The following is a 14,394-nucleotide window of genomic DNA, read 5'->3' as shown; positions in this document are numbered from 1 at the left end:
CGTTATAACGCACAAGAGGACGCTATGCGCACATTTCCTTTCTCAACGCTGCTGGCAGGTTTTGTGGCAGTACTGGTTGGTTACGCCAGCTCCGCCGCCATCATTTGGCAGGCTGCCGCCACTGCTGGCGCCGATGCCCGAACCATCGCTGGCTGGATGACGGCGCTGGGCCTGGCAATGGGGGTGAGCACGCTGGTATTGACCCTGTGGCGCAAGATCCCTGTTCTGACTGCGTGGTCCACGCCGGGCGCGGCGCTGCTGGTGACGGGGTTGCAAGGGGTAACGCTGAATCAGGCGGTCGGTATTTTCGTCTTTGCCAATGTGCTGATTGTGCTGTGCGGCGTAACCGGCCTGTTTGCCAGGCTGATGAAAATCATCCCACACTCTCTTGCCGCCGCGATGCTCGCGGGGATCCTGCTGCGCTTTGGCTTACAGGCCTTCACCAGCCTGCAAAGTGATGGGCTGCTCTGCGGCAGCATGCTTGCTGCATGGCTGGTACTCAAGGCTTTCGCCCCGCGCTATGCGGTAGTGGCAGCGCTGGCTTTGGGCTGTCTGATCGCCATTTTTACCGATAATCTGCACCATAACGCACTGCACCTGGCATTCGTCATGCCACGTTACGTCGCTCCGGCGTTTGATTTTTCTCTGCTGCTAAGCGTCGGCGTGCCGTTTTTCCTGGTCACAATGGCCTCGCAAAATGCGCCTGGCGTCGCCACCATGAAAGCCTCTGGCTACTCTGCCCCCATATCGATGCTGATGGTCGTCACCGGCGGCATTGCGCTGGCGTTCTCACCGTTTGGGGTGTTCTCGATTTGCATCGCCGCTATTACCGCCGCGATTTGTCAGAGCCCTGAGGCGCATCCCGACCCGTCGCAGCGCTGGAAAGCCGCGGCAGCAGCGGGATTTTTTTATCTGCTGGCGGGCGTGTTTGGCGACTCCATCACATCACTCATGGCGGCTTTGCCCGCGGCGGGAATTCAGATGCTGGCGGGGCTCGCCCTGCTCGGCACTATTGGCGGTAGCCTGGTGCAGGCGTTGGGCAAAGAAAATGAACGTGACGCGGCGATTGTCACCTTCCTGCTGACCGCCAGCGGCGTGACGCTGTTCGGGATTGGCTCTGCTTTTTGGGGGCTGATTGCCGGAGGAATTTGCTTCAGTGTACTGTCACTGGCCCGCCGCACGTAGCTGTGACGGCGTCATACCCAGCGCGCTTTTAAAGCGGTTGCTGAAATGGCTCGCAGAGCTGAAACCGCAGGCCAGGGCAATGTCGGTCAGAGGTAACGAGGTGTGACGCACCAGCTCCTGCGCCCTCGCCATCCGCCGCTGCATCACGTACTGATGAGGCGCCATATTCATCGACAGGCTGAACATCCGCGCAAAATGGTATTCGCTTAACTTCGCTTCCTGCGCCAGATCGGCGAGCGTCAGCGGCTCGGCTAGCCTGGCCTCAATCAGCGCCAGCACGTTGCGTAACACAAAGGGCGCAAGGCCGCCGGTCACTTTTGGCAGTTGCCACTGAACGTTGGTGTAGTGCTGAATCAGATGCGTTAGCAGCAACGTGGTTGCCGAACTCAGCGCCAGATGGTTCGCCTGCTGCTGCCAGTCGCAGTCGAGCAGAAAATGGCGATACAGTGCGGTGATTTTATCGTCCTGGGCGAAGGTTTTTTCATCCAGCCGGAACGACGCCGGGCTCTTGTCCCAGATTTTCTCACCGGTGGCACGCAGATGCTCGTCGGTGCAGTAGAGGTGCACAAACGAAAGATCGTCGCGGATATCCCAGCTCGACTCGCTCTCTTTTGGCATCAGGCAGAATCTGTCCGGCCCGCCGCCGTTTTTCCAGCCGTGCGGCGTTTTGTGGTAGCTCTCATAGCCATCCGCCACGTACAGGCTCAGCGTATGGTGGTCACTTTGTACCGTCACGGTATCGCTTTGATTAAACCAGGCCGCCAGCTGAATGCCGGAGTTCAGCGCCACCGTGTCCCGCAGGACGGCGTTTTGTTGGCGCAGGGTTTTAAACGTAGCGTACTGTTCAGGCATCGTGTTCGCTGTAGCCGGGAGTCAGAGCGATAGTCTATGAATTGTCGCCCCGGCATGCCAGCCTTCTGCGCGTCGGACAGCAAAAAAATGCGCAAGAATATGCAACTCCCCGGCAACTATCTGCAAGCGCCAGTCCGCTCACTTCTGCCAGACTTCGCCCATTGAAGACTGAAGTGAGAAAACAACGATGAACGTACTGCTCTATTTTCTGGTAGTGGTGATTTGGGGAACCACCTGGATTGCCATTTTCCTGCAACAGGGCCCGGTGCCCGCCCCGGTATCCATTTTCTGGCGCTTTGCGGTGGCGAGTATCACCCTGATGGTGGTGCTCAAACTGATGGGTCGTCTGCGCAAACTACAGGCGCGTGACCACCTGTTCTGCATCATTCAGGGCTGCTGCGTGTTCTGCTTCAACTTCTGGTGCTTCTACAGCGCGGCAAAGTGGATCAACACCGGCCTGGAATCGGTCATTTTCTCCATGGCCGTGCTGTTTAACGCCATCAACAGCTTCCTGTTTTATCGTCAGCAGCCGCCGGGCCGCTTTTACCTCGCCGCCCTGCTCGGTCTGACCGGCATCGTGACGCTGTTCTGGGATGATTTGCAGGCGAGCGGCCTGAGCACCGAACTGCTGATGGGCATTGGCCTGAGCGCACTCGGTACTTACGGCTTCTCGCTGGGCAATATGCTGAGCATCCGCCACCAGCGCCGTGGCCTGGAAACGCTGACCACGAACAGCTGGGCAATGCTTTACGGCACACTGGTGATGGGCGCGATTGCCCTGATTCACGGCGATAACTTTATGCCTGAATTTACCTTCAGCTATATGGGTGCGCTGCTCTATCTGGCGCTGTTTGGATCGGTGATTGCCTTCGGCGCGTACTTCACGCTGGTCGGGCGGATCGGGCCTGCGAATGCCGCTTACAGTACCCTGCTGTTCCCGCTTGTGGCGCTGACTATTTCAACGTTCTATGAAGGCTACGTCTGGCACGCCAACGCGGTATTTGGACTGGCGCTGATTCTGACAGGGAATTTAGTGATGTTTGCGAAGCCTGAAACCTGGTTCAAACGCAGAGCGTTACGCAAAAGCGTGGCGTAAGCCTGGTCATCAGCGGAATAGTTGCCCGGTGGCGCTGCGCTTACCGGGCCTGCATAACCTTCCTTAAGCCCACGCAAATAAAGTGCCGCCGGGCAATTTTTTTACTTCTGGCTTGGGTCGAACTTCACGGCGTCAATCGCCATTTCGTCAATCACCGCTTTCAGCGTATCCGCCGTTAACGGCGTGTTTTCATTCGAGAGTGATTTCCCCTCTCCTTTACGCACAACTTTGATAACCGGTTTATTGGTTTTCGCGTCGATGAGCTCACCTTCGAAATAAAGGCTGGTGTTCATCGTGCGATGGCCGGTTGCCATCTGCGTTCCCGCCACAATCATTGCCACTGGCACCACTTCATAGAACTGCAACCCTTCCTTGCTGGAGTCCACGCCGGTAATCGCCCCGCGGAAAATCAGGCTACGCGGCCCGACGGTAGTCGCCAGCGGTTTCTTCTCGGAAATCGCCTTTTTCAACTGAACGTTGGTGTAGTTGCGGATCTGATCCAGCGCATTCTGCCCAACCTGCGTTGTCGGTTTTGGCACCGGATAATAGACAATAGGGTTGAACACCACGTTATCGTAATTCGCCGGATTATAGTTTGGATCGATCCAGCGCAGCTCTGGCTTGCCGGAGGCGGAGGTGGTTTCTTTCAGGTTGGAATAATCCTTCAGGAAACCGGAATACTGATTGGGCTGAGCGATTTTGGAAGCGCACCCTGTCAACGCTAACATGGCCGCAACGGTGGCCACTTTACATAAAGTTTTGCTACGCATAAAAGAATCCTGTCAGTGCAAAAATGCTCTTAACTTATAGCAAAACGGCAGCGGAAAAGTTGTAGGAAAAAAAGCGGTAGCGAAAATATCAGGAAAATAACTATCACCTGCCGTTACGACAGGTGATGGCGCGTTTTACTTCAGGTCGACCTGCCAGAAAAGATGCTTGCCGAACGGATCGATTTCATAACCGGTGACTTCTTTACGCACCGGTTCGAAAATCGTGGAATGGGCAATCATTACCGCAGGCATCTGGTCGTGCATCATCTGCTGCGCCTGCTTATAAAGCTCGGTGCGTTTCTGCTGATCGGTTATCGATTTCGCTTCAGCAATCAGCTTATCAAATGGCGCATAACACCACTTCGCCGAGTTTGAACCGCCGTCTGCCGACTGGCAGGTAAACAGCGGGCCGAAGAAGTTATCCGGATCGCCGGTGGCGGTGGTCCAGCCCATCAGCGCCGCCTGATGCTCACCGTCTTTTACGCGCTTCAGGTATTCGCCCCATTCATAGGTGGTGATGGTGGTTTTCACACCGATTTTCGCCCAGTCGGCCTGAATCATCTCTGCCATACGCTTGGCGTTCGGGTTATAAGGACGCTGGACCGGCATCGCCCACAGATCGACGGTCAGACCGTCAGTAAAACCCGCCTCTTTCAGCAACGCTTTGGCTTTTTCCGGGTCGAAATCGTAATCCTTCAGTTCGCTGTCGGCGCTCCACACGCCCGGCGGCAGAATGTTCTTCGCCGCGGTGCCTGTCCCCTGGAAGACCGCGTCAATGATGGCCGGTTTGTTGATCGCCATCGCCAGCGCCTGACGAACCTTCACATTATCAAACGGCGGCTTTTGCGTATTAAATGCCAGAAAACCGGTGTTTAGCCCAGCTTTACTCATCAGGTTGATGTCTTTGTTCGCCTTCATGCGCGGCAGATCCGCCGGGTTCGGGAATGGCATCACCTGGCACTCATTTTTCTCGAGCTTGGCGTAACGGACGGAAGCATCCGGCGTAATGCTGAATACCAGCCGGTCGATTTTTGATTTGCCCTGCCAGTAGTCGGAGTTTGCGGTAAACAAAATGCGCGAATCTTTTTGGTACTGCGCGAGCTTAAACGGCCCGGTGCCAATCGGATCCATATCGACGCGCTCCGGCGTGCCCGCTTTCAGCATCGCATCGGCGTATTCGGCGGAAAGGATTGAGGCAAAATACCAGGCCAGATCGGCCACGAACGGTGCCTCAGGATGCGCCAGCGTAAAGCGCACGGTGTGCTCATCCACTTTGTCGATGGATTCAATCAGCTTGCCAAACTCCAGGCTTTCAAAATTGGAATAGCTGCCGCCGGAAACCTTGTGATACGGATTGTTCTCATCCTTCTGGCGCATAAACGAGAAGATAACGTCATCGGCGTTAAAATCACGGGTGGGTTTGAAGTTTTTGTTGCTCTGAAACTTCACTCCGGGCCTGAGATGGAAGGTATAAACCTTGCCGTCTTCACTCACGTCCCAGCTTTCCGCCAGGCTCGGCACCAGCTCCGTGGTGCCCGGTTTGAAATCCACCAGGCGGTTATAAACCGGTACGGCGCTGGCATCCACGCTGGTGCCAGAGGTGTATAACTGCGGGTTGAAGTTCTCCGGCGATCCTTCCGAACAGTACACCAGCGTTTGGCCGCCACGGTGGAACTTACCGTCAGGGCCAGCGTCGCAAGCGTTAGCGTTGTCAGTTTGCAATTCATGTCCTTTTCCTGTTCTTATTGGTTTAGCCTTCCATTGATAACATCAAATACAAACTGCAAACACCTGATAACATGAATAAAGAAGGAATCACTATGCCATCGCCGCTCGCCAGTCAATTAACCCAGCGCTTCTTCCGCTATCTGTCTATCACCAGCCAGAGCGACGCCAGCGCAACCACCTTACCCACCACCGCAGGACAGCACGAGATGGCGCAAGTCCTGGCAAAAGAGCTGGAACAGCTGGGCCTGGACAATATTGAAATTGATGAGCATGCCACCGTTACCGCGGTGAAAAAAGGCAATGTTCCCGGTGCGCCGCGCGTTGGTTTCATCACTCATATTGATACCGTGGACGTCGGGCTGTCACCGGATATTCATCCGCAAATCCTGCGTTTTACTGGTGAAGATCTCTGCCTGAATACGCAAAAAGACGTCTGGCTGCGGGTAAAAGAGCATCCTGAAATTCTGGCCTACCCTGGTGAAGACATTATCTTCAGCGACGGCACCAGCGTGCTCGGTGCCGACAACAAAGCCGCGGTTACCGTGGTGATGACGCTGCTGGAAAACCTGAAGGCCGAACAGCGCCATGGCGATATCCTGGTAGCCTTCGTGCCCGATGAAGAAGTCGGCCTGCGCGGCGCGAAGGCGCTGGATATCGAACGTCGCTTCAACGCTGATTTCGCCTGGACCATCGACTGCTGTGAACTCGGGGAGATCGTTTATGAAAACTTCAACGCCGCTGCGGCAGAAATCCGCTTTACCGGCGTCACCGCTCACCCGATGTCCGCCAAAGGCGTGCTGGTCAACCCGTTGCTGATGGCGACGGACTATATGAGCCACTTCGATCGTCTGGAAACCCCGGAGCACACCGAAGGCCGTGAAGGCTATGTCTGGTTTAATGGCATGGAAGCCGTGCAGAGCAATGCGGTGCTGCACGCCAGCATTCGTGATTTTGACAAAGCGAGCTTCGAGCGCCGTAAACAGCAGATTGCCGAAGTCGCCGGGAAGATTGCCGCGCTCTACCCAACGGCAAAAGTGGACTATCGGATAAGCGATACCTACAGCAACATCAGCAATGCCATCGGTGAAGATCGTCGTGCGGTTGATTTGATGTTTGAGGCCATGGAGAGCCTCGGTATTACGCCAAAACCGACGCCGATGCGCGGCGGCACCGACGGCGCGGCGCTCTCAGCCAAAGGGCTGCTGACCCCGAACTTCTTCACCGGCGCGCACAACTTCCACTCGAAGTTTGAATTTTTGCCGCTGAAATCGTTCGAGGCCTCTTACAACGTCGCTCTGCAGCTCTGCCTGCTGGCCGCGCGTTAAGCAGGTTTGCGGGCGAGCATGGTGGCAAAGCGCAATTTGATGCGGTTACCGTTGGGGTCGGTGCGATGGAGTTCGCCGACCTCTTCGTTATAGCGGTCGAACTGCCAGCCTTCGTAGTAATTCTTCAGCTCGCCCGCCTTAAAGGCAAACGGGAAGCCGACGGTACACGGATAATCGTCCGTGTCCATCGCCGCCACGATCAGGTTCCAGCCGCCCGGCTTCGTGCAGCGCTGCATGTTAGCAATCAGCCCCGGAATGGTTTTCGCTTCCAGGAACATCATCACCACGGTGGAGAGAATAAAGTCGTAGTCGCCGTCGAACGTCAGCGCATTCAGATCCACTTCCTTCGATCGCAGGTTTTCCAGCCCTTCCGCCTGGCGAATGGTCTCCAGGTTATTGATGCTCATTGCGTTTTTATCCCACGCGGTAACATCAAAGCCGTTCGCTGCGAGGAAAAGGCTGTTACGCCCGTTGCCACATCCCAGATCGAGCGTTTTTCCGGGCTGAATTTTCGTCGCCGCGTGCAGCACTTCTGAATGGGTGCGAGTCAGGCCGTATTTGTCAGTGAAGTAGTTTTCGTCACGAAGAGTCATTGGGGATCCTTGTTGGGTAAAAGAGTGTCACGATCGACGCGGGTCAGCAGCTTGCCGCAGACCAGCAAATTCAGGGTCCACAGCATCAGCAAAGCGATAATCGCGTTAGTGAAGATAAACAGCGGCAGCGCCAGGTAATGGAAAAAACCGTCAGGCGCGGCGTGCCCCAGATGCAGCCCGGTGGTCGCCAGCGCTGAAATGCCGAACGAGAAGCTCCAGAATGAGGCGTTAAACGGCTGAGCCAGGAACCAGGGGATCAGACGCAGCATAAACAGCAGCTGCAGCAGGCCGTAACCGAACAGCATTTTTGCCAGCACATCCGCGTGACCACCATTTACGGCAAACCAGGCGCTACAGGCCACCAGCGCGGGGGCAAGCTGAATACCAAGCGAGGTGCGCAGCGGTGCGGGCAGCTCTCCGGCGCTGCGTAAACGTTGTAAAATAACAGGCTCCAGGCTCAGCCAGGAGAAAATGCCGGCGCCCAGGAAAACCAGCCCGACGTCGGTATAACCCAGCGCACCGCACGCCATTGCGCTGATAAAGTTATTTGCCACCGTCGGCAGATACAGGCCTGGCGTTGTGGCCTCATTTGGGTGCTTTCCGCGCCACAGTCCGGCGCTTTGCCACGCGGCGTAACACAGCTGCGCCGCGACGCCGAAGCCAAACAGCCCTTCTGCCAGCTCCCGCCACCACGGCATTACGCCAATAGAAACCAGCATTGTCGTCGCCGGAAACAGGCTGACAAAGCTGCTGGCAAACGGGTGGCGCATCTCAGCGAGCACGCTGTGCGGGAAACGCGTCAGCCGCAGTAAAAACGCCAGCGTCAGCAGCGCCCAGATAACGATCGCCAGTACCACCAGCGCGTCGCCAATCAGCCACGGTACAGGCCAGATTGTGCTGGCATAGCGCCAGGCAAACCCCATGCCGATGATACCGAGCACCATGCCGAAATAACCGGCTGGCAGATGCAGAACGGGACGTTTACTGGAGGGATTGTTCATTTATGTTAAGCATTCAAAAAAATTTGAAGATGCATTTTAAAGGAACCTTCTGCGCCGCGTCACGCAGATTCTTTGCTACGTTTATCTTAGCCCCTCATAAAGAGAATTCTGATGAACAAATTCCGCCTGAGCGATTCCGCACGTAGCCACAGCTATCAGGAAGATGGTGAGAAAAAGTGCGTCTCACTGCGGCAAATCATTGCCCTGCGAGATTTCGCCGACGTGAAAGCCGGCACGCCGGGCGGCTGGGTGGATGATGAATCAGCGCTAAGCCAGGCAGGCAACTGCTGGATTTATGATGAGAACAGCGTGGTTTTTGCCGCTGCCCGCGTAACGGGCGATGCGCGAGTGACGCAGCCCTGCACGCTTTCTTACGGCGTGCTGGTGGAAGGTAATGCCTGGATAGACAACGCTATCCTTAGCCATCAGGCGAGAGTAAGTGACAACGTCACCGTTCAGTCATCCCGCGTGCGCGGCGAGTGTCATCTTTTCGGCGATGCACGCATTCTCAACGAATGCGATATTATCGCCGCCATCGGCTTAACCCGTGACAGCTTGCAGCATCTACAAATCTACGATCGCGCCACCGTCAGTCGCTCACGTATTGTTCACCAGGCACAAATTTACGGCGATGCCATCGTCGATCAGGCGTTTATTGAGCACCGCGCCGAAGTGTTCGATGCCGCACTTCTCCAGGGTAATGATGTAAACAACGTCTGGGTCTGCGACTGCGCGAAAGTCTATGGTAACGCCCGCGTGGTGGCCGGGAGCGGCGAGGACGCGATTCCCACCCTGCGCTACAGTTCACAGGTGGCGGAAAACGCCGTGGTGGAAGGCAACTGCGTGCTGAAACATCACGTGCTGGTTGGCGGTCACGCCTGGCTGCGCGGCGGCCCTATCCTGCTGGATGATAAAATCCTGGTTGAAGGCCACGCGCGCATCAGCGGAGATGTGGTGATTGAACATCGGGTTGAAATCACCGGTAACGCAGTGATCGAAGCTTATGACGGTGACACTATTCACCTGCGCGGGCGCAAGGTGATCAACGGCGACGAGCGGATCACACGCACGCCGCTGCTCGGGTCACTTTAAGCCATCTTCAATAATGCGGGCGTAGATATTCTGGTCCTGGTAGCGGCCGTTGAGATACTCCGCCTGTCGCAGGCACCCTTCCAGCACGAAACCGTTGCGCAGCGCCACCCGGTTGCTGCGCTCATTTTCAACGCGACATTTGATCACAAACCGGCGGATTTCCCCCTGTTGCGCGTAGTACTGCATAAACGCTTCAAGACAGGCGGACAGGATCCCTTGCCCCTGATGGTCTTCATCCAGCCAGTAACCGATATAACCGGCCTTATTGAGCGGCTCAATGGCGTTAAACGACAGCACGCCCACGACATCACCGCTGTATACAATCAGGAACATTTTGGCGTATCCGCGCTGGTGCAGTAACCGGTTGCTCAGCATATTTTGCCGGGTGTCCTCTTCACTACCGACAAACTGCGGCCAGTTCAGGGAGTGCTGCAGCCACTGGCGATTTTTAAGCACCAGCTGGTGCAGCGCGGGAACAAAACGCTCATTGGCGGCTTCCAGCGCTAACTCAGCGGAAACCTGAATCAATGCATCCTGTAGCGGGTTTTCAGGTGTCATCATGGATCCTTGTGATTAGCATACGTTTTCGTTCCACTGGTCCTCAAACCCTAAACAGGCTTGCCGGGTGGCGCTGCGCTAACCCGGCCTACGGTATTTTGTAGGCCAAGCAAACGCAGTGCCGCCAGGCGCTTACTTCATCACGCGGTCATCGACGTAATTACGCTTGTCCGGCGCGGGCGGGAAGTACTGATACAGCCAGGTTTCACTGATCGCATCGCCCTGGCAGCGCAGGAACATGCGCATATCTACCGGGTCTGTGGAGTCGTTGGTCGGATACCAGTCGAAGAGAATGCGGTAGCCGTCGAACGGTTCAACGTAGAGAATTTCAATCTGCTTTGCTTCGCCGTTGGAGAGCGTGATCACCGGTTCGATACCTTTCGGTGCGGCGGCTTTCAGGTCCCCGCCCACGAAGTCAATGGCAAAGCGACGTGCCCATTTATCCGGATAGTGTTCACCCGGTGCCCAGCCTTCCGGGAAGCCGCCCATGCCGGTACGGGTGGCCATCACGCGGGCCATTGGAGAGCGTACCGGCGGCTGCGCGGCCCAGTAGAGGCGATACTTGAAGTCCAGTTCGTCGCCCGCCTTCACCGTTTTTTTCGGCTGCCAGAAGCAGACGATGTTATCCAGCGTTTCACCGGTGGTCGGGATCTCCATCAATGAAACGGCCCCTTCGCCCCACTGGCTGCGCGGTTCGACCCACAGGCTCGGGCGCTTGTTGTACCAGCCCATCACGTCCTGATAGTGCGAAAAGTCGCGGTCAAGCTGCAGCAGACCAAAGCCGCGCGGATTTTTGTCCTGGTAGGCGTTGAACTGTAGCTTCTGCGGGTTATTCAGCGGACGGCAGATCCACTCGCCGTTACCGCGCCACATCGCCAGACGATCGGAGTCGTGGATTTGCGGGTGGATGGTGTCGCACGTGCGGCGCTCGTTGTTGCCGCAGCTGAACATGCTGGTCATCGGCGAGATGCCGAGCTGTTTGATGTCCTTGCGGGCGAAGATGTGGTTTTCCACATCCATGATCACCTGCGTTTCCTGACAGTTTACGGTGAACTTGTAGGCACCGGATACGCTTGGGCTGTCCAGCAATGCGTAAACGGTAAAGACCGTGGCGCCCGGCTTGACGGTTTCAAACCAGAAAGAGGTGAAATCCGGGAACTCTTCAAGGCCGTCGGTGTAGGTATCCACCGCCAGGCCGCGTGCAGACAGGCCGTACTGATAAGTGCTGTCCACCGCGCGGAAGTAGCTTGCACCAAGGAACGACACGATATCTCGGCGTGCCAGTTCCGGCGCCTTAAAGGTGCGGAAACCGGCGAAGCCGAGGTCGGTCTGCCCTTCCAGCTGCTTAGTGTCGACGCCCGCATCGTTGTATTTGAACAGCTCCGGGCGGAAGTGGATTTCACGCGCCTGCTGTGTCGCAGAATCCAGTGAGAACATGCGCACGCGGCGGCGGAAGCCCATCCCGACGTGGAAGAACTGAATATCGAGCTGACGATCGGGAATGTTGTTCCACAGCGACTGGTTTGCATCGTACTGAATCGCGTTGTAAGCCTGCGGCGTCAGATCTGCGAGAGTTTTCGGCAAATCTTTTGGTTTGCCACCCCATGGCTGGCTGGCAATGTCACGGGCCATCGACTGCAATACGGAGAAATCAAAACGACGCGTTTGCCCGTCGGCAATGGACGAATCATCAGCAAGCGCGGCTTTGGAAAACAGGGAGGCAATGCCGGTTGTCGCGCTCACCGCGGCGACAGCCATCGAGGATTTAATAAAGTGTCTGCGGTTCATGCCTGAGTCAGCGTCCTTATAAATGTCGACTTCGCGAAGATGCGCCCCACTCTAGACAAAAAACGCTGATAATCCAATTGTTGCCCGCGCAAACCGGGAAATAAATTATTGCGATCGGAAGTGACTGATTCCGGTTGTAAATGTCTGTATAAAAAAGGCTCATCGCTGATTTGCGTGAACGCTTGCGCGAAGGGCTTTTATGCCGGGTGGCGGCTTCGCCTTACCCAGGCCTACGATGCCCCATACGCCGTTCGAAAAAAAACCCGGCGAGCGACATCACTCCCGGGGCCAAAATACACTCTCGTTATTATTTTACGCTGACGTCAATACCCGGAAAGTATTTCGCCGCAAGCGTGGTGATGGTGCCATCGGCACGCACTTTGTCGATAGCGGCGTCGAGCTGCTTTTTCTGCGCCTCGTCGCCTTTACGCAGACCAAAGCCAATTCCGCTGCCGAGGATCGTATCATCCGCCACCGGTTTGCCGATAAAGCCGAAGCCTTTACCCTGCGGCTTGCTGAGGAACCCGGCCTGGCCCGCGGCGGACATCACTAAGCTTGCGTCAATACGCCCGTTCAGCAGATCCGCCCACGCCATATTCTGATCTTTATAAGACACTACGGTGACACCGTGCTTTTCCCAGTGCTCTTTGGCGTAGGTTTCCTGAATGGAACCCTGCAACACACCAATGGTTTTACCCTGCAATCCTTCCGGCGTGGCCTGCATGCCGCTGCCCTCTTTTCCGACCAGCTGAGACGGAATGCGGTAAATCGGCTGAGTGAAATCAATGCTTTTACGCCGCTGTTCGGTGATGTTCATCGCCGAGTTGATCGCGTCAAACTTTTTCGCAACGAGCCCCGGGATCAGTGAATCAAACGAGCTTTCCACCCAGCTGCATTTCAGCTGTGCCGCTTTACAGATGGCGTTGCCCAAATCGATATCAAACCCCTGTAGTTCGCCCGCTGAGTTACGACTTTCAAACGGCGGGTACTCCGCCTCCACGCCAAAGCGCAGCTCGTCTGCCGCAAAAGAGGAAACCGAGCAAATCAGGCCGAAGCCCAGGATCAGTGCTTTTACTTTCATCGCCAACGCCCCTTAACGTGGTTTAACCTGACACAGGGCCGCAGCACCTGCCCGTAATGTCGCCTCATCTTTGGCAAAAGAGAGACGAATCAGTTTGTTATCGGTGCCGTCGGTGTAAAACGCCGACAGCGGGATCGTCGCCACGCCGTGGTCAACAATCAGCCTTTTAACCATTTCGCTGTCGCGCTCGTCACTGAACGCGCTGTAGTCCGCCAGCAGGAAGAACGAGCCCTGACTCGGCAGCAGCTTAAACGGCGATTCTGCCAGCAGCGATTGCAGCAGATCGCGCTTACGCTGATAAAACGCCGCCAGCGACAGCCAGGTTTGCGGGTCCATCATATGTTCAGCAAACGCGTACTGCATCGGAGTATCGGCAGAAAACATCAAAAATTGATGCACTTTGCAGATCTCATCCATCAGTTCGGCTGGCGCCACACAATACCCCACCCGCCAGCCGGTGACGTGATAGGTTTTTCCAAAGGATGAAACAATCACGCTGCGCTCGGCGAGCTGCGGATGCGTTGCCATGCCGTGATGCGGCTGGCCGCCAAACACGACGTGTTCGTAGACTTCGTCAGACAAAATCACAATATCGGTGTTTCGGGTCAGCGCCGCCAGCTGCTGCAGATCGTTAGCATCGAAGACTTTGCCGCTGGGGTTATGCGGCGTGTTGACGATAATCATGCGAGTGCGCGGCGTGATGGCGGCACGCACCTCATCCCAGTTAACGGTAAAATCCGGCACCGTCAGCTTAATGGCGACCGGCGTTGCGCCCTGCAAACGCACAATCGGCGCATAGCTGTCGAACGAGGGTTCAAAATAGATCACTTCATCGCCGGGATGCACCAGCCCGCTGATGGCGGAATAGAGCCCTTCGCTGGCGCTGGCCGTGATCAGCACTTCGCTGTCAACGTCGTAGCGAGTGCCATAGAGATCGGCAATTTTCTCCGCGATGCGGATTTTCAGCGCATGCAGGCCGGTCATCGATGCGTACTGGTTATGCCCCGCTTCCATCGCACGGGTTACGCCCTGTACTAATCGTGGATCGCAGGCAAAGTTCGGCGCACCCTGGGAAAGGTTAATGGCGTTATGCTGTGCAGAAAGCTGGCCAATCACGGTAAAGATGGTGGTGCCCACATCGGGTAACTTGGTACGGGTTTTCACCGGAGAACGCAGAGTCATCGCCAATCCTTTCTCAGTAAATATGCATAACTATTCAAGCGAAAGCCCTCTGCGGCGACAATCGAATTGTTGTCATGCTAGCTATGAGGAAATTGCATAGCTGATATCGACGACTACACTTGATGCAGGTAACTCAGGTGAAC

The 14,394-nt window shown here is 56.1% G+C and carries 12 protein-coding genes and 1 pseudogene; 4 read left to right on the top strand and 9 right to left on the bottom strand.

Features of this window, described 5'->3' with window-relative positions; translation table 11 throughout:
• Positions 1 to 24: 24 nt before the first annotated feature.
• The gene (locus RTU33_RS13770) at positions 25 to 1,185 is read left to right on the top strand and encodes a benzoate/H(+) symporter BenE family transporter (RefSeq protein WP_312628081.1); all 1,161 of its coding nucleotides are present in this window, start codon (positions 25 to 27) and stop codon (positions 1,183 to 1,185) included.
• Here the strand turns inward: RTU33_RS13770 and RTU33_RS13765 are convergent.
• On the bottom strand, positions 1,165 to 2,037 hold the full coding sequence (locus RTU33_RS13765) for an AraC family transcriptional regulator (RefSeq protein WP_312628080.1): 873 nt from the start codon (positions 2,035 to 2,037) through the stop codon (positions 1,165 to 1,167). The two genes, RTU33_RS13770 and RTU33_RS13765, sit on opposite strands and share 21 nt — an antisense overlap.
• 187 nt (positions 2,038 to 2,224) lie before the next feature.
• On the opposite strand from RTU33_RS13765, the gene RTU33_RS13760 reads away from it, so the two are divergent.
• Positions 2,225 to 3,133: a DMT family transporter gene (locus RTU33_RS13760; RefSeq protein ID WP_312628079.1), complete on the top strand. Its 909-nt coding sequence runs from the start codon at positions 2,225 to 2,227 to the stop codon at positions 3,131 to 3,133.
• 101 nt (positions 3,134 to 3,234) lie between these two features.
• On the opposite strand, the gene RTU33_RS13755 is transcribed toward RTU33_RS13760, so the two are convergent.
• A complete protein-coding gene (locus RTU33_RS13755) occupies positions 3,235 to 3,903 on the bottom strand; it encodes a DUF3313 domain-containing protein (RefSeq protein ID WP_312628078.1) in 669 nt (222 codons plus the stop codon).
• Between the two features lie 135 nt (positions 3,904 to 4,038).
• Positions 4,039 to 5,630: pseudogene (locus RTU33_RS13750) on the bottom strand (ABC transporter substrate-binding protein).
• A gap of 93 nt (positions 5,631 to 5,723) precedes the next feature.
• Here RTU33_RS13750 and pepT point away from each other — a divergent pair.
• Positions 5,724 to 6,956, top strand: a complete 1,233-nt coding sequence (gene pepT / locus RTU33_RS13745) for a peptidase T (protein WP_312628077.1) — start codon at positions 5,724 to 5,726, stop codon at positions 6,954 to 6,956.
• Here the strand turns inward: pepT and tehB are convergent.
• Entirely contained in the window at positions 6,953 to 7,549 is a 597-nt protein-coding gene (tehB, locus tag RTU33_RS13740) for a tellurite resistance methyltransferase TehB (protein ID WP_312628076.1), read from the bottom strand. The two genes, pepT and tehB, sit on opposite strands and share 4 nt — an antisense overlap.
• Positions 7,546 to 8,550, bottom strand: coding sequence for a dicarboxylate transporter/tellurite-resistance protein TehA (tehA, locus tag RTU33_RS13735; RefSeq protein ID WP_312628074.1), 1,005 nt, complete (start codon positions 8,548 to 8,550; stop codon positions 7,546 to 7,548). The genes tehB and tehA overlap by 4 nt, the downstream gene beginning before the upstream one ends.
• Positions 8,551 to 8,661: 111 nt before the next feature.
• Here tehA and ydcK point away from each other — a divergent pair, with 111 nt between their 5' ends.
• Complete coding sequence (gene ydcK, locus RTU33_RS13730) at positions 8,662 to 9,642, top strand: YdcK family protein (protein WP_312628073.1); 981 nt, start codon at positions 8,662 to 8,664, stop codon at positions 9,640 to 9,642.
• Here ydcK and rimL read toward each other — a convergent pair.
• From rimL to RTU33_RS13710, 4 genes are all read right to left on the bottom strand, one after another.
• Positions 9,634 to 10,200 (bottom strand): 50S ribosomal protein L7/L12-serine acetyltransferase, encoded by a 567-nt coding sequence (gene rimL, locus RTU33_RS13725; RefSeq protein WP_312628143.1) that lies wholly within the window; start codon positions 10,198 to 10,200, stop codon positions 9,634 to 9,636. The genes ydcK and rimL overlap by 9 nt on opposite strands.
• Positions 10,201 to 10,332: 132 nt before the next feature.
• The gene (locus tag RTU33_RS13720; RefSeq protein WP_312628071.1) at positions 10,333 to 11,988 is read right to left on the bottom strand and encodes a glucan biosynthesis protein; all 1,656 of its coding nucleotides are present in this window, start codon (positions 11,986 to 11,988) and stop codon (positions 10,333 to 10,335) included.
• A 307-nt stretch (positions 11,989 to 12,295) separates the two neighbouring features.
• Positions 12,296 to 13,069 (bottom strand): ABC transporter substrate-binding protein, encoded by a 774-nt coding sequence (locus tag RTU33_RS13715; RefSeq protein ID WP_312628070.1) that lies wholly within the window; start codon positions 13,067 to 13,069, stop codon positions 12,296 to 12,298.
• A 12-nt stretch (positions 13,070 to 13,081) separates the two neighbouring features.
• On the bottom strand, positions 13,082 to 14,251 hold the full coding sequence (locus RTU33_RS13710; RefSeq protein ID WP_312628068.1) for a pyridoxal phosphate-dependent aminotransferase: 1,170 nt from the start codon (positions 14,249 to 14,251) through the stop codon (positions 13,082 to 13,084).
• Between the last annotated feature and the right edge of the window lie 143 nt (positions 14,252 to 14,394).

Origin of the sequence: Scandinavium sp. (genome assembly GCF_032012665.1) — a bacterium.
GTDB lineage: Bacteria > Pseudomonadota > Gammaproteobacteria > Enterobacterales > Enterobacteriaceae > Scandinavium.
Note: the sequence above shows the minus strand (reverse complement) of the source record. Positions and strands in the feature narration are given on the sequence as shown.